We start from the raw sequence: 19,743 nt of genomic DNA, 5'->3' as shown, positions 1-19,743 counted from the left end.
TCCTTCGTTCCTGTGGAGAAAAACTAGTTGTGGCTACCGACACCGGAAAAGTCGTGCAAGTGCTCGGCAACGTCGTCGACGTGGAGTTCACGCCGGAGACGCTTCCGAAAATTCAGGACGCGCTGCGCGTTCGCGTAAATCCTTCGATAGGCTCAGGAACGACAAGCTCAGGACGGCCGAATGGAGCCGCCGCGCCCCAGCAGAACCTCGGCGGAACGGCGATGCAGGAACGCGAGCTCGTGCTCGAGGTGCAAGACGAGCTCGGGAACAACCAGGTGCGCTGCCTAGCGATGGGGTCGACCGACGGCCTCGTACGCGGGGCTCCGGTCGCCAATACCGGCGGTCCGATCACGGTGCCGGTCGGGGAAGGCACGCTCGGACGCATCTTCAACGTCTTGGGGAAGACGATAGACTCCGACGAGCCCGTGCAAGCGGCCGCGCAATGGCCGATACACCGTGCCGCTCCCGAGTTCAAGTACCAGGAGCCGACGCAGCGTGTGTTCGAGACCGGGATCAAGGTCATCGACTTGATGGCTCCCTACACGCGCGGTGGGAAAGTCGGCCTGTTCGGCGGCGCCGGCGTCGGCAAGACGGTGTTGATCCAAGAGCTCATTCGCAACATCGCGTACGTGCACAAAGGCTTCTCCGTCTTCACCGGCGTCGGCGAACGGACGCGCGAGGGGAACGATCTCTGGCTCGAGATGAAAGAGTCCGGCGTTCTCGCGCAGACGACGCTCGTCTTCGGTCAAATGGACGAGCCGCCGGGCGTGCGCTTTCGCGTCGCGCAGACCGGCGTGACGATGGCCGAGTACTTCCGCGACGAGCTGGGCGCCGACGTGCTGCTTTTCATGGACAACATCTTCCGGTACATGCAGGCGGGCTCCGAAGTCTCCGCATTGATGGGACGCATGCCGTCGGCCGTAGGATATCAGCCGACGCTCGCAACCGACATGGGCGCCATCGAAGAGCGCATCACGTCGACCCGCAAGGGGTCGATCACCTCGGTGCAGGCGGTCTACGTTCCCGCGGACGATTATACGGATCCCGCGGTCGCCACGACGTTCGCGCATCTCGATGCGACGACGGCGCTCTCGCGTCCGATCTCGGAGCTGGGCATCTACCCTGCCGTCGATCCGCTCGCGTCGAGCTCGCGCATCCTCGATCCGCAGATCGTCGGGGAGGAGCACTACGCGGTCGCGCGCGGCGTTCAGGAGACGCTTCAACGCTATCGCGACCTGCAAGACATCATCGCGATCCTCGGCGTCGAAGAGCTCTCCGAAGAGGACAAAGTCGCCGTCGCGCGCGCGCGACGCATTCAGCGCTTCTTCTCGCAGCCGTTCTTCGTCGCCGAGCAGTTCACGGGGCGCTCGGGCAAGTACGTCAAGCTCGCGGATACGGTCGCTTCGTTCAAAGAAGTCTTGGAGGGCAAGGTCGACCATCTCCCGGAGGGCGCGTTCTTCTACGTCGGCGGCATCGACGAAGCCAAGGAGAACGCCGAGAAAATGGGCGCGGCGGTCTAGCGTCGATCGTGGCAACCGTCCCGTTCAAGCTGATCGCGCCCGGAGAGATCGTCTTCGAAGGCGATGCCGAGCTGGTCATCGTGGTCACGACCGAGGGTGAGGAGGGTATCCTGCCCCGTCACGCTCCGCTATTGGCCGCGCTGCGGCCGGGCTTGCTGCGAGCAAACGTCGTGCGCGAGGGTGCGAGCGAGCGCCTCGAGCGCGCGACCGGATCCGGCTTCATCCAGGCCTTGCCCGACCGCGTGACCGTGCTCGTCGACGAGGCGCTGCGATTCGAGGACGTCGACGTGGCAAGAACGCGCCAAGAGCTCGCTCAAGCCCAAGCCGCGCACGATCGCGCCGCAGAGGAGTTCGCGCGGGCAAAGCTCCGACTCACGGGGCACGAGACGTAACCCGGTCCGGCACCGGACGAGGCGGGGCGCAGCGCCTCGCGGCGCGAACCTTGCGCGGACACGCTTTCATGACAACAATGCTCGACCGTTTAGAGACGACGCTGCGCATTCGCGGCGGCGCACGCTTGGAAGGATCGGTTCCCACGCACGGCGCCAAAAACGCCGCCCTACCGATCATGGCCGCGTCGTTATTAGCCAAGAGTCCCGTAACGCTGCATCGCGTCCCCCGCATCACCGACGTTTCCGTGATGTGGTCGCTGCTCGAAGCACTCGGCGCGCGCATACGCCATGAAGGCGAGCATTCGCTCACGATCGACGCGAGCAACGTCACGACATTCCGCGCTCCCTACACGCTCGTGCGCAAGCTGGCGGCATCGTTCGACGTCGTCGGTCCCCTCCTGGGCCGCTTCCGCCGCGCCGAAGTGCCCTTGCCCGGTGGCTGCGTCCTCGGCACGCGCGCGACCGACATGCACGAGCAAGCGTTCGTCGCGCTCGGATGCGAGGTGCGCAACGCGCACGGCTACTTGATCGCGCACTGCAAGAAGAAACGCCTAAAGGGAGCGTCGGTCGAGTTTCGCATGCCGAGCGTCGGCGCGACGAAGAATGCGATGCTGAGCGCGGTTCTCGCCGACGGCACGACCATGCTGCATAACGTTGCGATGGAGCCGGAAGTCGTCGATCTGGCAAACTTCCTGGTCGCGATGGGCGCCAACGTCGCCGGTGCCGGGACGGACACGATCGTCATCGACGGCGTTCACGAGCTCAAGGGCGGCGAATACGAAATCATTCCGGATCGCATCGTTGCGGGAACGCTGCTCTTCGCCGGAGCCGTGACGAGAGGGGACGTCACGGTGACGCAGTGCCGGCCGCAGCATCTCGATGCCGTCGTGGAGAAGCTCGCCGAGTGCGGTGCGGAGATCACGACCGGAGACGATTGGGTGCGTCTGCGGGGCGATACGATCGATGCGGGGACGAGCATCGTCACGGCTCCATACCCCGGGTTCGCGACTGACTTGCAGCCGCAGGCGGTGGCCTTCCTCTGCACCGTTCCGGGAACCAGCGTTGTCGAGGAATCGATCTTCAACGCGCGCTTCTCCTACGTCAACGAGCTTGCGCGCATGGGTGCCGACGTGAAGGTTTCGATGGAGAGCAACGCTGCGGTCGTCAAGGGCGTCGCACAACTCTCCGGCGCGCCGGTCGAAGCACCAGACATTCGCGCCGGTGCGGGCCTCGTCATCGCGGGTCTCGGTGCTGCGGGGGAAACGGAGATCATCGGCCTCGAGTACATCGACCGCGGGTACGAGCGGTTGACGGAGACGCTCTCCGAGCTCGGTGCGCAAGTGCAGCGTTCGAGCGGCGTCACGCAGTTCGTCGAGCCATCGACGATTTTCGAAACGAGCGCGTATCCACGCGTCAACACAGCAACCGGCTAACAAGAATACGGAGCGGGATTGGACATCGGAATTGACCTCGGGACGGCCAATGTGCTCGTTCACGTTCGCGGCAAGGGAATCGTCTTGCGCGAGCCGTCGGTCGTCGCGAAAGACATGAACACGGGCAGAGTGCTCGCCATCGGGGAAGAGGCTCGCCAGATGCTCGGCAAGACGCCGGCGCACATTCAAGCGATACGACCGTTGCGCGACGGCGTCATCGCCGATTTCGAAGTGACCGAGGCGATGCTTGCCTATTTCATCAAAAAGGTGACGAAGGACCGCACCTGGTGGTCGTCGCTCGTGAAGCCGAAGCCGCACGTCACGATCTGCGTTCCCGCGGAGATCACGAGCGTCGAAGAGCGCGCGGTGAAAGACGCCGCGAAGCTTGCAGGCGCGCGCAGCGTGGAAATCGTTGAAGAGCCGATGGCCGCCGCGATCGGCGCCGGGTTGCCCATCGACGGGCCTTGCGGCAGCATGGTCGTCGACATCGGCGGAGGAACGACCGACGTCGCCGTGATCTCGCTCGGCGGGATCGTCGTCTCTCAATCGTTGCGCGTCGCTGGGAATAAGATGGACGATGCGATCGTTCGGTACATTCGGCGGGTGTACAATCTCATGATCGGGGATCGAACCGCCGAAGAGATCAAGATCAAGATCGGCTCCGCGTACAAGCTCGATCAGGAGCTCGCGATGGAGATCCGCGGGCGCGACCTCATCAACGGCTTGCCCAAAACGGTGAAGATCACGAGCGAAGAGGTCAGGGAAGCCCTCTCGGAGCCGGTCGGCGCCATCGTGGAAGCGGTCAAGTCGGTTCTCGAGAAGACGCCGCCCGAGCTGGCCTCCGACATCATCGATCGCGGCGTCATCCTAACGGGAGGCGGCGCGCTGCTGCGCGGTTTGGACAAGCTGCTCTCCGAGATCACCGGGGTTCCGGCGATCGTTGCCGACGACCCCCTCTCGTGCGTTGCACTCGGCACCGGAATGCGCATCCACGTCTGATGGCGTCCGTTTCGCGGCATTGAGGATTCTCGACGCGCGGCGCGAGCGGGCCGAAGACGTCGTCGAGGAGGGAGCGCGCGTCGTCTTCGCCGGGGGTACCGTTGTGTATTCGGATGAAACGGGCTATCGCTTCGGCTGCGATTTACAGCGCGAAGACGCCGTAAAGGCGGTGTGCGCGTATGCCTGCGAGCAGGAGGGTGGACGCATGGAACTCTGCGTCGGTAGCACTGCCGAGCTGCTCGAGTACGCTCCTAACGACGCGCTCGCCGCGCTCGCCGTGAAACACGCGCGAACGGGCCCGCTTTCCGTGCTGCTGAAACGCCCGTCCTTTTTCTCGGCATCCGGGCTAGCCGAGCGCGAGCGCGTTGCGTTTTTCGTGCCGCAGGAGCCACTCGCGCAGGCGCTCCTCGAACGTTGCGGCCCACTGCTTACGTGCGGCACTGCGTACGCTGGGGATGGATCCGCGGGGCTACCGTCAGGCGCCGATCTTCTCCTCGAGCGCGGAGAAGTCGCGCCGCGGCTCGAAGTCTGCGTCATCGACCCCACGAGGATTGTATCCGAACCATGATCCGTCCGCTCACCGCGGCCATCGCCGGAGCGATCGTTGCCGCTGCCGTTGCTGCCTCCCCGACGCCCGCGCCGAGCGCGTACAGCGACTCTTTCGCCGTGGGCATTTGGACGGTGCACACGTCGTCGCTCGATTTCAACCAGAAGAGCGGTGACTTCAGCGTTCCGACCAAGCTCCTGATGACCCGGCAAGGGGGCGACGTCGAAGCCGATCGCGCGAACGGAAACTACAAGACGCAGATCGTCACGCTGTACGGTGACGTCACGATGCACGACCAAAGCGGCAACTTCGCCGGAATGGCGAGCGGCAGCATCACGCATCCGAGCGGCCCGGCGACGCTCACCGCCGATCAGATTCGCATCGACGGAAAGACGCGCGTCTACGTCGCCACGGGTCACGTGCACTACGTGCAGGAGAACACGACGGTCGATGCCGAGCGCGGAATGCTCAACGATGCGAGCCACATGCTGTATCTCTCCGGCAACGCTCGCGTCGCCCAAGGGTTGCGAAACGTCGTCGCGGATCGCATCGCATACGATACCGTCACCGGCAACGCGCACGCCGAAGGGAACGTTACGATGCAGTTCCCGAGCGAGGTGCAACCACACATCGCGACTCCCAAGCCGATACGAATACCGGGGCTGCACACGCCGCACCCGTGAGCCTCTTCGACTTGGGGTTGCAGAGCGTGCCGCTCGCGGCGCGTATGCGCCCGCAGCAGCTCGAGGAGTTCGTCGGCCAGGAAGAGCTCGTCGGTCCGGGGCGGCCGCTACGGCGCGCGATCGAGCGCGATGCCGTCCCCTCCATGATTCTCTGGGGCCCGCCGGGAACCGGGAAGACCACGCTTGCCGAGATCGTCGCCCGTGCGACGGAAGCGGAGTTCACGCACCTCTCGGCAGTGAGCGCCGGCGTTGCCGACTTGCGTCGCGTCGTCGCGCAGGCGCAGGCGCGCAAGCGCCTGGGAAGGCGCAGCCTCCTGTTCGTCGACGAGATCCATCGTTTCAACAAGGCGCAGCAAGATGCGATTCTGCCGTACGTGGAGGACGGAACCGTGACGCTCGTCGGCGCCACGACCGAAAACCCGTCGTTCGAGGTGAACTCGGCGCTGCTCTCCCGCGCGCGGGTCTTCGTGCTGAAGCCGCTCTCGGACGACGACGTCGCAACGATCGTCGATCGCGCCCTGCACGATCGCGAGCGCGGGCTTGGTGGGTTGGAGGTGCGTCTCGACGATGAGGCCCGCGTGGCGCTCGTCGGGCTCGCGAACGGCGATGCCCGCGCGGCGCTCAACGCACTCGAGTTCGCAGCAGCAGCGGCACAACCGCAAGCCGGCGTGCGCGCCATCGACCGAGCGCAAGTCCTCGATGCGATGCAGCGGAGGGCGTCAGTCTACGACAAGGGCGGCGACGCGCATTACGACACGGTCTCCGCCTTCATCAAGTCTATTCGCGGCAGCGATCCGAACGCGGCGGTCTATTGGCTGGCGCGCATGATCGAAGGCGGCGAAGACCCCCTCTTCATCGCACGCAGGCTCGTGATCCTCGCGTCGGAAGATGTCGGACTCGCCGACTCAGCGGGTCTTCGTGTGGCTGTCGCCGCGCAACAAGCGGTGCACTTCGTCGGGTTGCCGGAGGGTTTCTACGCGTTGGCGCACGCGACGCTCTATCTGGCGATCGCACCGAAGAGCAATGCCGTTGGCAGAGCGTACTTCGCCGCAATGGAGGACGTGCAGGCAACGCGCAACGAACCGGTGCCGCTGCATCTACGCAACGCGCCGACGGGGCTCATGCGCGATCTCGGCTACGGACGCGACTACCATTACACCCACGACGATTACGACGTCGCCCAAGTCTTTCTCCCGGAGAACCTCATCGGCCGTACGTACTACGAGCCGGCAAAAAAGAGGCGGCCCGATTGATATCGGACCGCCGGTTCCCGTTGCTACTTCTCGGAGTGTGCAATGGAGCTTCGCACGACGCCATGCTAACGCTGCCTCCTTGGAAAGCCCTGTGACGCAATCCCGAATATACATGGACTACGCCGCGACGACGCCGTTGCGTGCCGAAGCCTTGGCAGCCATGCTCCCTTATCTGGAGGGCGGGACCTACAACCCGAGCTCGCTGCATCGCGAGGGACGGCGCGCTCGGACGGTGCTCGAGGAGGCGCGCGAACGCATCGCGCGCGTGCTGGGCGTGAGGCGCAAGGAGGTGCTCTTCGTCGGCGGCGGCTCGCAAGCCGATTCGTTGGCCATCATAGGAATGGCGAGAGCCGGCAACGGCCGGCACGTCCTCTCGAGCGCGATCGAGCATCACGCGATCTTGCACGCGCTCGACCGCTTGCGCGACGAGGGATACGACGTGACGTTGCTGCCGGTGGATCGGCACGGCTTCGTCGATCCGGAACGTTTCGCTGCAGAGTTGCGCCCCGATACCGTGCTCGCAAGCATCATGTATGCAAACAACGAGATCGGAACGATCCAACCGGTTGCTCGTTTCGCGGCGCTCGCGCGCGAGCGCGGAGTACTCTTCCATACGGATGCGATCGCAGCACCAGGCTGGTTACCGCTTGCGGATTTGGGCGCCGACGCGATCTCGCTCGCCGCGCACAAGTTTGGCGGACCCGCGGGCTTCGGCATCCTCTGCGTTCGGGAGAGCGTTGCGATCGAGCCGATCGTCTATGGTGGCGGCCAGGAGTTCGGGAAGCACTCCGGGACCGAAAGCGTTGCCGCAGCTGCCGGGGCCGCTACGGCGCTGGAACTGGCGGAATCGGAGCGCCGGCAGCGGGTTTCCCTCGTGGAGCCCCTGAGAGACCGGCTCGAGATCGGGCTGCTCGCGAGCGTGGCGCTGCTCCGCGTCAACGGCGCCAACCCGCGTCTCGCGGGCATCGCGAACCTCTCGGTCGCCGGCGTGAAGGCCGAGGCGCTCTGCGTACGTCTCGACCTCGACGGCATCGCAGTCTCGCCGGGAAGCGCCTGCACGTCGGGTATCGCGGAGCCGAGCCACGTGATAGCCGCGCTCCAGGATGGAAACGGCGAGGAGGCCGTCCGCTTCTCCATGGGTTCGTCCACGACGCAGGAGGAGGTCGATCGCGTCCTGCAGGTCATGCCCGTCGCGGTGTCAGAACTGCGCCGGACCTGATATGGATTGGCCAAGCGTTCTCGATGTCGGCGCCGGTGCCGGCATCTTTCTGGTCGGTGCCGGAATCTTCGTCGCGATGCTCGCGCTTGCGCGGCTCTTCGTGCGTCTCGGAAAGACGCTCGACGAAGTCGATCGCCAGATCGCGGGCATCGGAAAACCCGTCGGCGAGGCGTTGGAACACGTCGAAGGTATCTCCGCGACGGCCGACGAGACGCTGGCACGGCTCGGCGGTGCGGTCGGCGCGCTCGAGAGCGTAGCGGGGTCGGTCTCCGGGACGACGGCGCTCGTGCGTCAAGCGATATCGCCGGCCATCGTCAACATCGGGGCAGCGTTGACCGGCGTAAGCGCGGGTTTGCGGCGCTTGGTCACGGGAAAGAGTGTAAGGGAAGGTTCCGAGGAGTTGGTACATCATGGCAAATGATCGCCACGGCAGTGGCTTTTTCGGCGGTTTCGTTATCGGTGCTACGATCGGCGCGGCCGTCGCGCTTGCGTTGACGCGCGAGGACGCGCGCGACATGGTCGTGGGCAAGGCGAAGGAGGCCTCGAGCTTCGCGAAGGACGCGAGCGAGGATCTTCGGGACAAGGTCTCCGACGTCCGCGACAAGGTAGCCGACGCCGCCGCGCAGTGGCAGGCGAACGCAACCGATCTCTACGAACGGGGCAGACACGTCGTCGAAAACGCGCGCGGCAACTTCGGTGCCGCCGTTGAGGAAGGCACGGCAAATGCCGACCATCTTCGCGACGAGCTGCGCTACAAGACAGAAGAATAGGGAACACGAATTGGACATCAAGGTCAACGTCCGCGAAGCAAAGGGCGATTGTTCGGTGGTCGATCTCTCGGGAGAGATCGACGTCTATACCTCGCCCAAGCTCAAGGATGCCGTCAGCAATCTCATCGACCGTGGGGTCTACAATCTCGTCATCAATCTCGAGAAAGTTCGCTACATCGATTCCACCGGTCTGGGCGTGCTCATCGGCGGGCTCAAGCGCGTGCGCGAGCACGGCGGATCGGTGAACCTCGTGTGTACGAATCCACAGATCAAGAAGATATTCGACATCACCGGGCTCGTGATGATCTTCGGGATCTTCGATAGCGAAGACGCCGCGCTCAAGGCCCTGGTATGAACGCGCAGGCGCGGCACGAAGCGGCGACGGACGTCGTCGAGCTGCGCATTCCGGCGAAGGCCGAATGGGTATCGATCGCGCGACTTGCCGTCTCGGCGGTCGCCTCGCGCCTGCAGTTCTCAATCGAAGAAATCGAAGACGTCAAGCTCGCCGTCGCCGAGGCGCTGGTGCACGCAATCGCGCGTGGCGGCGACCGCGTCGATCTCTTGTGCGAGAGCGTCTCCGACGGATTGCGCATCCGCGTTCGAAACTTCGGCGGCCCGGTCCAGCCGGAGGCCGTGAACGTCGTGACCGCCGACGAAGGCTCCGCCGCAAGCCTCGGTATCTTCCTCATTCGGGCGCTCGTGGACAGCGTCGACTACGACACGCGTTCCGACGGCGGTACCGACCTCGTCATGTTCAAGCGCTTGCCGAGCTGACGTGCCGGAGCGGTCTCGCGAGGGGCGTTCCACTCGGGAACGTACGCGGCACCTGTTCGCTCGCTTTGAAAAAGCGCGCCGAAATCGTGGGCAGCCGGGTGGCGAGGACGGTGCGTACGACAGTCTTCGGAACGACCTCGTAGTCACGCATCTCAACCTCGTGCGGTTTCTCGCGCTGAAGTTCGCCAACCGCGGCGAGCCGATCGACGATCTCGTGCAGGTCGGGACGGTGGGACTGCTCAAAGCTATCGACCGCTTCGAGCTCGAGCGGGGAGTGGAGTTCACGACGTACGCGACGCCGACGATCGTCGGCGAGATCAAGCGCTACTTCCGCGACAAAGGCTGGGCGGTCAAGGTTCCACGCCGGCTTCAGGAGCTGAATCTTGCGGTCAACCGCGCGAGCGAAAAGCTTGCCGTTGAGCTGGGGCGCAGTCCGACGGTGGCCGAGCTCTCGAAGCATCTCGATGCCAGCGAAGAAGATATCCTCGAGGCGCAGGAGCTCGGGCAGGCGTACAACCTTCTCTCGCTCGATTCGGAGATTTCGAGCGACGGCGACCGGAGATCGCAGACGCTCGGCGACACCGTCGGGACGACGGATTCCGGACTCGAGCTGCTCGAGGATCGTACGAACTTGGAGCGCGCCTTCTCGGTGCTCTCCGGTCGCGAGCGCGTGATCATCCACCTGCGCTTCTTCGAATCGGTATCGCAGACGGAGATCGCCCAGCGCCTCAACGTCTCGCAGATGCATGTCTCACGACTCCAAGCGAAGGCGCTCGACAAGCTTCGGGCAGTCCTCAAGGAGTAAGGAGCCCCCGAAGGTTCGATCGGCGACGGGCTCTAAGCTTGCCTCTTGCGCCCCATGAAGAGTCAAGAGCTTCGGCAAGCGTTCGTCGAGTTTTTCGTATCGAAAGGGCACGTTCACGTGCCCTCGGCGAGCCTCATCCCCGACGCACTCTCCACGACGCTTTTCACGATCGCGGGGATGGAGCAGTTCGTGCCCGTCTTCCTCGGCGAGCGCCCGGCGCCCGCGCCGCGGGTCGTCACCGTGCAACGCTGTTTACGCGTTGCCGGCGCCAAGAGCGACATCGAGAACGTCGGGCGTACCGGACGACACGGAACGTTCCTCGAGATGCTCGGGAACTTTAGCTTCGGCGATTACTATAAACGCGAAGCAATCGCGTATGCGTGGGAGTTTTCCACGCGCGTGCTCGGCTTGGACCCGGCGAAGATCCACGTCACGGTGCATACCGGCGACGACGAAGCAGAGCACATCTGGCGCGATGAGATCGGGCTGGGCGCGTCGTGCGTGACGCGCTGCGACGAAGAGAACTTCTGGACGATGGGCCCCACCGGCCCGTGTGGTCCATCGACGGAGCTCTTCTACGACACGGGCGCAGAGCACGCGAGCGGGCCGCACGATGACGCACCGAACAAAGGCGACCGCTTCGTCGAGTTCTGGAACGTCGTCTTTCAGCAATTCAATCGAGGAGCGGACGGCAAGCTGGTGGAGCTGCCGCGCAAAGCGATCGACACCGGAGCCGGCCTAGAGCGCATGCTCGCGCTCTGTAACGGCAAGGTCTCCATGTACGACACGGATCTCTTCGCCGACCTGACTGCCGCTTTGCCGCCGAGCTCCGCACAGCTCGACGAACGGGAACGGCGCGTTCGCCGCAACATCATCGCCGATCACGCTCGCGCAGTGGTATTCCTCATCAACGACGGGATCTTTCCATCGAACACGGATCGCGGGTACGTACTGCGATTTCTCATTCGTCGCGCGGTTCGTAACGGGAGGCTCTTGGGCTATCCAAGCGGCTTCTTGACGGCGCTCGTTCCCGTCGTGGTCGCATCGCTGGCGGCCGGTTACCCGGAGCTACGGGAACACGTGTCGCGCATCTCGCGTACCCTCGCACAAGAGGAGGCCGGCTTCGAGCGCACGCTCGAGCGCGGGATGGCGTTGCTGGACGATCTTCTGCAGCGCGCGCACGATAAGCGACTCTCCGGCGGCGACGTCTTCGTGCTGCACGACACGTACGGTTTTCCGATGGAGCTGACGCGGGAGATCGCGGCCGAACGCAGCGTCAGGATCGACGAAGCCGGGTTCAACGCGGCCATGGAGGAACAGCGCGAGCGCGCTCGCCGCGACGCCGAAAGTAAGCGCGCGGTCGTGACGCTCGCCGAGCTGCCGGCAATCACCAGCGTCTTCACCGGATACGACGGATTGGAGAACGAGGGCGAGATCGTCGCATTGCTGCGCGACGAAAAGTCGGTGGGACGCCTCGTGGCGGGCGAGCGCGGAGCGATCGTGCTCGATAGGACGTCATTCTATGCGGAGCGCGGTGGCCAGATTGGCGACCGCGGCGTGATCTTCGGTGCGGACGCCGCCTTCGAGGTCGAGGACGCACAGTATCTTGGCGACGCAATCGCGCACTACGGCGTCGTGACCTCCGGCGAACTTGCGGTCGGACAGCGTGCGCGCACCTTGGTGCACGACTCGTGGCGACGTGAGATCCGGCGTCACCATACGTCGGCGCATCTCTTGCAGCGAGCGCTGAAGGACGTGCTCGGCGAGGACGTTGCGCAAGCGGGCTCGTGGGTCGGCATCGATCGCATGCGCTTCGATTTCCGCTGGGCCTCGGGAAGCTTGACGTCGCAGCAGCGACGCGACGTGTCGCACCGCGTCAACGAGATGATTCGCGACGATTCGCCCCTGGTCACGCGCGAGCTGCCGATCGAAGAGGCGAGATCGACCGGCGCGATCTGGATGCACGGTGAGAAGTACGGCGAGCGCGTGCGCGTCGTGCAGGCCGGACCGTCGGTGGAGTTCTGCGGAGGAACGCACTCCCACTCGACGGGCGAACTCGGACTGTTCGTTATCCTGAGCGAGTTTTCGATTGGGAGCGGCATACGCCGGATCGAATCGTGCGTCTCGAATGCCGCCGAAACGTTCGTCCAGCGGCAGCAGGAGCTCGTCGGCGAGCTTGCATCGTCGCTGGCGTCGTCGCCGGAAGAGTTGGGCGAGCGCGTCGGAAGGCTGCAACGCGACGTCAAGGAGCTGCAGAACGCGGTCGGCCAGCTGCGCGCGCGTCTTGCCGCGGCGGACGCACAGGAGTACGTGCGAGATGCCGAGCGCAGCGGCGATCGAACGTTCGTCGGCGCGGTCGTCCCGGACGCGACGCCGGACGCACTGCGCCACTTGAGCCATGCGATACGCACGCGCCTCCCGAGCGGCGTCATCGCCCTTGCGGGCGTCGACGATGGAACCGTGAGCCTGCTGGTGTCGGCGAGCGAAGATCACGTAAAACTCGGCGTCCACGCGGGCAATCTCGTCAAGCTCGCTGCGCCGCTCGTCGACGGAAGGGGCGGCGGCCAGGCGGCGCAGGCGCAGGGCGGAGGAAAGAAGCCGGGCGGCGCGAGCGCCGCGCTCCAGGCGATTCGCGAGGCGGTGCTCGCGTGAAAACCGTCCTCGTATTGGCGGCGTTGCTCGTGGGAGCGCTCCCCGCTCCGCTCGATTCGCAGCTCGTGCTCGAGCGCTACGCAACCGCATTGGCGAATCTCGTGCCGCCGAAGGCGATGATCTTCGTTTACAGCATTTCTCAAGCCGGGCCGACGAACATCGAGCAGCAGCATCGCGTCTACCGTAGCGGCATCAACGTTCGAGACGAAACCATCTCGATCAACGCCGTCTCGGTCCATCGCAAGATCGTCCGAATTGCGCGACGCGGCGACGTATACTCGGTGGCGGCGGTTGCGCCGCGACCGGATGCGTACGAGCTGCTCTTTCTCGACGCCGTGCGGGACGGCGGCCACCTGGACTACGTCTTTCAAACGATACCGCTGCTGCATTCCTCGAGCGGCTTCGCCGTCGATCGCGTCACGATCGACGGCCAAAGCTACCTTCCCCGGTTCGTCGACTTTCACAGCAGCGGCGCGATCGCTGCCGGCAGCGGGCGCATTGCGTTCGGCAGGGAGGGCCGTTACTGGGTACCGCTCAGCGCCTCCGTGAGCGCGACGGTCGGCGGCGGCATGGCGCGCGAGCGCATCGTCTTCAGCCAGTATCGCTTTCCGGCGGCACTACCCCGCTCCACGTTTCTGTAAGGCGGCGCACGTTGCGCGCCGCTCGGCACTTCGCTTCGCTTCGGCTGCTACGCTTCGCTTGGCTGCCCGCGGTCTTGGCTTGGCTCGTGCCGCTGTGCATCTACGCCGCGAGCGCGCGCCGCGACGTCTGGTTTTGGGACACCGGTGAGATGGACACCGTGCCCTGGATTCTCGGAATCGCACATCCGGCCGGCTTCCCCGCGTACGTCGTGATCGGTTACGTCTTCTCGCACCTCGTGCCGTTCGGCTCGGTCGCGCTGCGCATGAGCCTCATGAGCGTGCTCGCGATGAGCGTCGCCGCGTGGCTCGTCGCGCGGAGCGTCGAGGACGAGGGCGCGAAGGCGTGGATCGCGAGTGCCTGCGCGTGGCTCTTCGCCTTCGGGTCCATTGCGTGGACGCGCGCTACGTACGCTGAGGTGCACGCGCTTGCGACGTGCGCGCTCGCAGCAACGGTGTTCTTCGCGCTGCGCTGGCATCGTCGCGGCGACGCGCGCGATCTCTACGCCGCGGCCGCCGTCTGGGGCGTGGGCGTGGCGATACACCCCGTGCTGCTGCTCGCACTTCCCGCGCTGCTCTTTTTGGCGATCATGCACGTGCGTGCCTCGCGTCCGTGGGAACCGCTGGCCGCCGTTGCAATTGCCGTCGTCTCCGCTGGCGCCTGGTACGCGTATCTCCCACTGCGAAGCGCGTACGTGAGCGCGCACGCCGTCGATCCGACGCGCCTGTTGGGGCTTCCGGCCGGCGCACCGTTCTGGGATTACGATCACCCCGCGTCGCTGGGCGGCTTCCTCACGCTCGTGACCGGCGGAGCGTTCGACCCGGTGCGCGCTCTCGCGGGCGTCGCGAACCACGCCGCGCACCGGCTCACGCTCGGGGAGTACGCCGTCGAAGCGATGCGCGAGCTCACGCCCCTGGGGGCGGCGGCGACGGCGGCCGGCGTCTGCACGACCTGGATGCGCGATCACGTCAGAGCCGCTACGCTCTTGCTCTTCGGCATTCCGTGCATTCCGTTCGCTCTCGGCTTTCCGCCGGAGTCGGAGCCCAGGCGCTACCTTCTCGCCTCGTTCGTCGTCGCGGCGATCTTTGCCGGGGACGCAGCGGAGTTCGTCGCGCACCGCATACCGCAGCTGCGCGCCCTCGTCACGGCAGCTCTACTCGCGGCGGCGGTAGTGCTCGTGGTCGAAAATCGCTGGATCTTTGCGTTGGCCGGCGACGAGCGCGCGCGTGCGGTCATCTCCGACGTGCAGCAGCGAACGCCGCAAGACGCGGTGCTCGTGGCGAACTGGCTCGACGCGCCGGCGCTTGCGTACGCGGCATACGTTGAACGCTCGCTCGGCGGGCGCATCGTCGTAGCTGCGTGGATCGGTGACGTCGCGTCCGACGTGCCGGCGTGGCGACGGACGCGCCCGGTCTTCGTCGTAGGGCCATCGAATGCGACGAGCGTCGCCGGCCTTCGCATCGTTCCGCTTTCGCCGGGATCGCCGGTCTATCGGTTGGCGCGTCCGTGAGGCGGGTGCCGCGCAGCGTGCTCGCGGGAATCATCGCAGGCGTCTTCACGCTCGTCGTCTCGCACGGGCGCTCGACGCCGTACGACAACTACGTTCTTCTCGCGCAGGCGGTACTCCAAGGACACGTGTGGATTCATTGGCCCGGAGCGTTCATCGACGCACTGCCCTACAACGGTCTCTACTACATCATCGAAGCGCCCTTTCCGGCGATCCTGCTGCTGCCGTTCGTCGCGATCTTCGGCGGTGCGAATCAGACGTTGCTGGCCGTCGCGCTCGCAGCGGTCGCAGTCGGCGCCGCGTGGAAGCTCGGCGAGCGCTTCGGCCTGCGCCCGGCGACGAACGCCTGGATCTGCGCCTTCCTTTTGGCGGGGACGGATCTGCTGTGGTGCGCGATGCTCGGCGACGTATGGTTCGTCGCCCACGTCGGCGCGGTGTGCTTTACGTTTCTTGCGCTCGTCGAGCTCGCCGGGAAGCGGCGGCCGTGGCTCGTCATGCTCTGGGCCGCCTGCGCATTCGAGTCGCGGTTCTCACTCGTGCTCGCCGTGCCGGTCTACGTCGCGCTCATGGTCGCCGAAGCGCGCGCGAGCGAGCGCGCGCGCGTTATCGCGTCCGCGGCTGCGGTCCTCGTGCCGGTTGCGATCCTATGGGTTGCGTACAACGAACTGCGGTGGGGAACGTGGAGCGACATCGGCTATAGCGCGTGGTACCACCAAGATCAAGCGGGGCTTCCCTATGGATCGCCGTTTCGTTTGCAGTATCTCGGCTACCAGCTGCGCTCGTTCTTCGTTCAGCTGCCGTCGTGGACGCCGGTGTTTCCGTGGCTGGTACCGGGAATGAGCGGCGTGGCACTCACGTGGACGAGCCCGGCGCTGGTCCTCGCGTTCTTCGCCCGTAAGCCGACGCGTTTGGTCGCTGCGCTCTGGGCGGCCGCGATCCTGACGGCGCTCCCGAACCTCCTGTATTACGTCAACGGATTCGCGCAGTTCGGCATGCGGCACGCGCTCGACTTCGTTCCCTTCCTCGTTGCGCTCATGATGCTTACCGCACGCGAGCGGTTGCCGCGCTGGGGGGTTGCGCTCATCGTCTGGTCGGTGCTGGTGGGCCTGTGGGGATGCTGGTACTGGAACGCGTTCGTGCGCTAGCGTTCAGCGGCCGGCCCGAGATGACGGCAAATACCGCACCGTTGACGTCGCGTACGACCGCTAACGGCGTGAAGGCGCGGCGGCTGACGCGATGGTCGTCGTCCGTAACGAGCAGCGTCCCCGGCAGAAAGCACGCGGAACTGTCGACGTTCTCGATCGTCGTCAGCGGCGACCCCGCGAGATAGTAGCGTACGTACGTGTCGAGCGCGTACCATGCCGGGTAGATCGAGATGCAGACGCGCCGGTAGCGGTGCTCGTGAGCGCGGATGAACGCGAACGTCGCGCGCGTTCCAGAGTCCCACGCGTTGGGATAGACGTGGATGTACTGCGTGAAGTAGTAGAGAGAGAAGAGCAGGACCGAGATCGCGACGTTGAGGCCGAGAAGCCCCCGCAACGCGGGCACGGCCAGCCCCTTGCGGTTCGACGGTTCGTGGGCTTTGGCTGCATCCGTGAGCCAGGCGAAGCCGATTGCCGCCAGCACGCAGAAGACCGGCGCTCCCGCCAACGTTCGGGGAGCGTTGGGTATTCCGTCGGTAGTCAGCGCCCCGCCGAGCGGGTAGGCGAGAAGCCAGACCCACAGCCAACCGCGCGCCCACGGCTGCGTGACGTACGCGCGTGCGCAGAGCACGCCAAGGATCGCAAGCGGCACGACCCACCAATAGAATGCGCCGAAACCGACCAAGTAGCGCCACGTCGTTCCCGTTTGCGGGTCGCCCGTCGTGACCAGGTACGACCATCGGAACTGCGCCGCGTAGTTCGCAACGAAGGTCGCAAGCGCCGGCAGCGACACGCCGTGAGCGAACGTCGCCATGCGTTGCGTCCTATCGGCGGTCGACGCGTTCCAGAAGAGCATCCAGAACGCCGGCGCCGCGAGCGCGGCCCACACGGCGGTCGCTCCGGCGATGCGTGGAAGCACGCGGCGCGAGCGCAGCCGCTTCGCGTTGAGCGCGAGGATCGCCCCGGCGAGCACGATCGCGTAGAACCACGCCGCCATGTACGTGTAGCACGTCAGCGCCAGCAGCAACGCGGCAAGCGCGAAGCGCGCAAAGGTCAGTTCGGCATCGCCGCCATCGTCGGCGCGGCGAAACGTCCGTACCAATACGTAGAGACCCGCGAGAAGGAAGGGCAGCTCCGTTGCCGGTTCCCACGCGATGCGAGAAAAGTGCACGAAGATCGGCTGCGTCGCCTGCAGGAGCGCGGTAATGAGTGCGACGTCTCGCCGGCGCGTGAGTTCGAAGGCGATCGCGTACATGAGGAGGATTGCGATGAGGCCGAACGCGGCGGCGGGGAATCGCAGGCCGAACGCGTTTCTCCCGAAGATCAGCGTCGACGCGTAGCCGACGACGGCGTACATCGGCGGATGGCGCGTGAAGGACGAATAGAAGAACGGCAGGAGCCTTCCGTCGATGTCGCGACCGGTCGTGACGATGCTCTGCGCGTTGTCGTAATGTTTCAGCTCGTCGGCGATCAGCTCCGACGGAACGCCGGCGATGTCGTAGAAGCGCAGCGCCGCCCCGAGCGCCATCACGAGGACGAGCGCGCACGTGTGGGCGTTCCAACGCCGGCGCGGCGGCTGCACTAAGGTTGGAGCAGCGCGTCGTAGGCGGCGCGTAGCGCGCCCGCGTCGCGCGCCGGCGCGCCACACCGCTCTCGAGCGCACACGTACGCTGCCGGCGTCGGTGCCGACGCAAGCCCGAGCGCAGCGGAATCGCCCGGCTCGATCGTGCGTACCGCGACGAAAGGTGAAGGCAGGCGGCGAGCGGCCTCTCGAAATGCCGCGGTCTCCGCCTCTGTACCGACGATGCGCACCTCGACCGGGGGCGCGAGGAAGCGGCGCAGCGCGCGCGCGTACGCCGCTGCGAACGGGCCGGCGCTCTGGGCGCTCTGTTCGTACACGCGCAGCGTACGCTCTGCGACGTCGCGGTAGCGTTCCTGCCCGCAGAGCGCGGCAATGCGCATGAACGACTCAGCCAGGATCGCGTTCTCGACGAGCGGCCGGTCGCGCAGCGCGAGGCGTCCGAGCTCCGCTTCGATACCTGCGTGATCGTAGAAGCCGCCGTCGTCCGCGGCGAAGCGTCGCTCGACTGCGCCGGCTACCGCCAGGGCGCGTTCGAGAAAGCGAGCGCTCCCGGAGGCTTCGTGCGCCTCGAGCAGCGCGCGCAGATACGCGGATTGGTCCCCGAGAAGACCGCGAATCGACGGCGTTTCACCGGGGCGTCGTACGTGATAGAGCAGGCCTTCGTCGTCGAGCATAGTCTCGTGAAGTACGTCGAGCGCGCGCACGCCGGCATCGGCGACCGCCGCGTCGTCGAGCGTAGCTCCTGCGAGCACGAGCGCTCCAGCGAGCGCGGCGTTGCGGTCGGAGTACACGGTCCGATCGACGTACGGCGTTGCGAGGGCTCGACGCTCGTCGAGCGTCAGCGCGTAGTACTCTTCGTCGGCGTCCTGGCTGCCGGCAAAGAAGCCCGTCGCCGGGTCGCGCAGTACGTTCGTCACGTACCCGACGAGAGAGCGCAGCGTGGCATGAAGCTCGTCGTGTCGCGTCTGCTGAAGTTCGAGCGAGAGCACGCGAGCGAGCCCGGCGTTTTCTTCCGCCATCTTTTCGAAGTGCGGAATCGACCAGTCGCGCGTCGTGGAGTATCGAAAGAATCCGCCCTCGACGTGATCGTACATGCCGCCTCTCGCCATCGCGAGCAGCGTGCGCACGGCCATCGCGCGCAGGCGGTCGTCGCCGGTCGCGCGTGCCTCTACGACGAGAAACTCGAGCAGCTCGGGTTGCGGAAACTTTGGAGCCTCGCCGAACCCGCCGAACTCCTCGTCGAACGCCGAGGCGATCGTCTCGGCGATGCGTCGCACCTGTTCTGGTTTCGCGCGATCTGCGGGCGTGAGATCGACGCGCGCGGAGGTATGTGGTGCGCGTGCGCGCTCGGCGATCTCGTCTTCGTGCTGCGCGTACCACGTCGCGATTTCACCGAGCACGCGCCGCATCTGCGGCGGCGGGAGATAGGTTGCACCGGTGAGCGCCGTCCCGTCCGAAGCGAGAAAGGCGGTCGTCGGCCAACCGCCCATATTGTACCGCGCGTTGACGTCCGGGCGCTCGTCGTTGTCGACGCGAACGGGAACGAAGTGCTCGCGAATGGCGTCGATGACGCCGGGGTCCGAGTACGTCGTTTCATCCATGACGTGGCACCAGTGGCACCAGACCGCCGAAATCGAGAGCAAGACCGGCTTGCGCTCTCGCTCCGCTGCCTCAAAGGCCCGCGCGCCCCACGGCAGCCAGGGGATTTCGTGCGCCCGATTCGGGCGTGGCGAGAAGCGGAACTCGGGCATCGTTCGACCAAGTTTCGCTGTGGGGTCCGGCGCTCATGCGTGACGCGGCCGCGAAGAGCGGGAACGGAGGATATG

At 65.7% G+C, this 19,743-nt stretch carries 19 protein-coding genes; 17 read left to right on the top strand and 2 right to left on the bottom strand.

Going from position 1 to position 19,743, the window contains the following annotated elements; translation table 11 throughout:
• Positions 1-29 precede the first annotated feature (29 nt).
• From atpD to VMV82_08745, 17 genes are all read left to right on the top strand, one after another.
• Entirely contained in the window at positions 30-1,520 is a 1,491-nt protein-coding gene (gene atpD / locus VMV82_08825; protein ID HUY41652.1) for a F0F1 ATP synthase subunit beta, read from the top strand.
• Positions 1,521-1,528: 8 nt separating this feature from the next.
• A complete protein-coding gene (gene atpC, locus VMV82_08820; protein HUY41651.1) occupies positions 1,529-1,912 on the top strand; it encodes an ATP synthase F1 subunit epsilon in 384 nt (127 codons plus the stop codon).
• 68 nt (positions 1,913-1,980) lie between these two features.
• Entirely contained in the window at positions 1,981-3,345 is a 1,365-nt protein-coding gene (murA, locus tag VMV82_08815) for a UDP-N-acetylglucosamine 1-carboxyvinyltransferase (protein HUY41650.1), read from the top strand.
• An 18-nt stretch (positions 3,346-3,363) separates the two neighbouring features.
• A complete protein-coding gene (locus VMV82_08810) occupies positions 3,364-4,344 on the top strand; it encodes a rod shape-determining protein (protein HUY41649.1) in 981 nt (326 codons plus the stop codon).
• Between the two features lie 19 nt (positions 4,345-4,363).
• On the top strand, positions 4,364-4,912 hold the full coding sequence (locus VMV82_08805; GenBank protein HUY41648.1) for a Sua5/YciO/YrdC/YwlC family protein: 549 nt from the start codon (positions 4,364-4,366) through the stop codon (positions 4,910-4,912).
• Complete coding sequence (locus tag VMV82_08800; protein HUY41647.1) at positions 4,909-5,574, top strand: LptA/OstA family protein; 666 nt, start codon at positions 4,909-4,911, stop codon at positions 5,572-5,574. Before VMV82_08805 ends, VMV82_08800 begins: the two co-directional genes overlap by 4 nt.
• A gap of 44 nt (positions 5,575-5,618) precedes the next feature.
• Entirely contained in the window at positions 5,619-6,827 is a 1,209-nt protein-coding gene (locus tag VMV82_08795) for a replication-associated recombination protein A (GenBank protein HUY41646.1), read from the top strand.
• Positions 6,828-6,939: 112 nt separating this feature from the next.
• Entirely contained in the window at positions 6,940-8,046 is a 1,107-nt protein-coding gene (locus tag VMV82_08790) for a cysteine desulfurase family protein (protein HUY41645.1), read from the top strand.
• Position 8,047: 1 nt separating this feature from the next.
• Positions 8,048-8,467 carry a DUF948 domain-containing protein gene (locus tag VMV82_08785; protein HUY41644.1) on the top strand — a complete coding sequence of 140 codons (420 nt, stop codon included), beginning with the start codon at positions 8,048-8,050 and terminating at the stop codon, positions 8,465-8,467.
• Positions 8,457-8,816 carry a YtxH domain-containing protein gene (locus VMV82_08780; GenBank protein ID HUY41643.1) on the top strand — a complete coding sequence of 120 codons (360 nt, stop codon included), beginning with the start codon at positions 8,457-8,459 and terminating at the stop codon, positions 8,814-8,816. Before VMV82_08785 ends, VMV82_08780 begins: the two co-directional genes overlap by 11 nt.
• A 10-nt stretch (positions 8,817-8,826) precedes the next feature.
• Positions 8,827-9,171 (top strand): STAS domain-containing protein, encoded by a 345-nt coding sequence (locus VMV82_08775; GenBank protein ID HUY41642.1) that lies wholly within the window; start codon positions 8,827-8,829, stop codon positions 9,169-9,171.
• Positions 9,168-9,590 carry an ATP-binding protein gene (locus tag VMV82_08770; protein ID HUY41641.1) on the top strand — a complete coding sequence of 141 codons (423 nt, stop codon included), beginning with the start codon at positions 9,168-9,170 and terminating at the stop codon, positions 9,588-9,590. The genes VMV82_08775 and VMV82_08770 overlap by 4 nt, the downstream gene beginning before the upstream one ends.
• A gap of 1 nt (position 9,591) precedes the next feature.
• The gene (locus tag VMV82_08765) at positions 9,592-10,395 is read left to right on the top strand and encodes a SigB/SigF/SigG family RNA polymerase sigma factor (protein ID HUY41640.1); all 804 of its coding nucleotides are present in this window, start codon (positions 9,592-9,594) and stop codon (positions 10,393-10,395) included.
• 54 nt (positions 10,396-10,449) lie between these two features.
• Complete coding sequence (gene alaS, locus VMV82_08760; protein HUY41639.1) at positions 10,450-13,047, top strand: alanine--tRNA ligase; 2,598 nt, start codon at positions 10,450-10,452, stop codon at positions 13,045-13,047.
• The gene (locus VMV82_08755; protein HUY41638.1) at positions 13,044-13,688 is read left to right on the top strand and encodes a hypothetical protein; all 645 of its coding nucleotides are present in this window, start codon (positions 13,044-13,046) and stop codon (positions 13,686-13,688) included. Before alaS ends, VMV82_08755 begins: the two co-directional genes overlap by 4 nt.
• Before the next feature lie 11 nt (positions 13,689-13,699).
• Positions 13,700-15,196: a DUF2723 domain-containing protein gene (locus tag VMV82_08750; protein ID HUY41637.1), complete on the top strand. Its 1,497-nt coding sequence runs from the start codon at positions 13,700-13,702 to the stop codon at positions 15,194-15,196.
• Positions 15,193-16,338, top strand: coding sequence for a hypothetical protein (locus VMV82_08745; protein ID HUY41636.1), 1,146 nt, complete (start codon positions 15,193-15,195; stop codon positions 16,336-16,338). The genes VMV82_08750 and VMV82_08745 overlap by 4 nt, the downstream gene beginning before the upstream one ends.
• On the opposite strand, the gene VMV82_08740 is transcribed toward VMV82_08745, so the two are convergent.
• Together VMV82_08740 and VMV82_08735 are read right to left on the bottom strand one after the other, a co-directional pair.
• Positions 16,274-17,917, bottom strand: coding sequence for a glycosyltransferase family 39 protein (locus tag VMV82_08740; protein ID HUY41635.1), 1,644 nt, complete (start codon positions 17,915-17,917; stop codon positions 16,274-16,276). The genes VMV82_08745 and VMV82_08740 overlap by 65 nt on opposite strands.
• Complete coding sequence (locus tag VMV82_08735) at positions 17,917-19,668, bottom strand: DUF255 domain-containing protein (protein HUY41634.1); 1,752 nt, start codon at positions 19,666-19,668, stop codon at positions 17,917-17,919. The genes VMV82_08740 and VMV82_08735 overlap by 1 nt, the downstream gene beginning before the upstream one ends.
• Positions 19,669-19,743 lie beyond the last annotated feature (75 nt).

The sequence above is a fragment of the Candidatus Dormiibacterota bacterium genome (genome assembly GCA_035532035.1).
Lineage (GTDB): Bacteria > Vulcanimicrobiota > Vulcanimicrobiia > Vulcanimicrobiales > Vulcanimicrobiaceae > Tyrphobacter.
Note: the sequence above shows the minus strand (reverse complement) of the source record. Positions and strands in the feature narration are given on the sequence as shown.

Bases quoted from the DNA above. Each gene is read 5' to 3' on its own strand.
- murA (HUY41650.1), top strand. From the start codon at position 1,981: ATGACAACAATGCTCGACCGTTTAGAGACGACGCTGCGCATTCGCGGC.
- VMV82_08800 (HUY41647.1), top strand. From the start codon at position 4,909: ATGATCCGTCCGCTCACCGCGGCCATCGCCGGAGCGATCGTTGCCGCT.
- VMV82_08795 (HUY41646.1), top strand. From the start codon at position 5,619: ATGCGCCCGCAGCAGCTCGAGGAGTTCGTCGGCCAGGAAGAGCTCGTC.
- VMV82_08790 (HUY41645.1), top strand. From the start codon at position 6,940: ATGGACTACGCCGCGACGACGCCGTTGCGTGCCGAAGCCTTGGCAGCC.
- VMV82_08785 (HUY41644.1), top strand. From the start codon at position 8,048: ATGGATTGGCCAAGCGTTCTCGATGTCGGCGCCGGTGCCGGCATCTTT.
- VMV82_08780 (HUY41643.1), top strand. From the start codon at position 8,457: ATGGCAAATGATCGCCACGGCAGTGGCTTTTTCGGCGGTTTCGTTATC.
- VMV82_08770 (HUY41641.1), top strand. From the start codon at position 9,168: ATGAACGCGCAGGCGCGGCACGAAGCGGCGACGGACGTCGTCGAGCTG.
- alaS (HUY41639.1), top strand. From the start codon at position 10,450: ATGAAGAGTCAAGAGCTTCGGCAAGCGTTCGTCGAGTTTTTCGTATCG.
- VMV82_08735 (HUY41634.1), bottom strand. From the start codon at position 19,668: ATGCCCGAGTTCCGCTTCTCGCCACGCCCGAATCGGGCGCACGAAATC.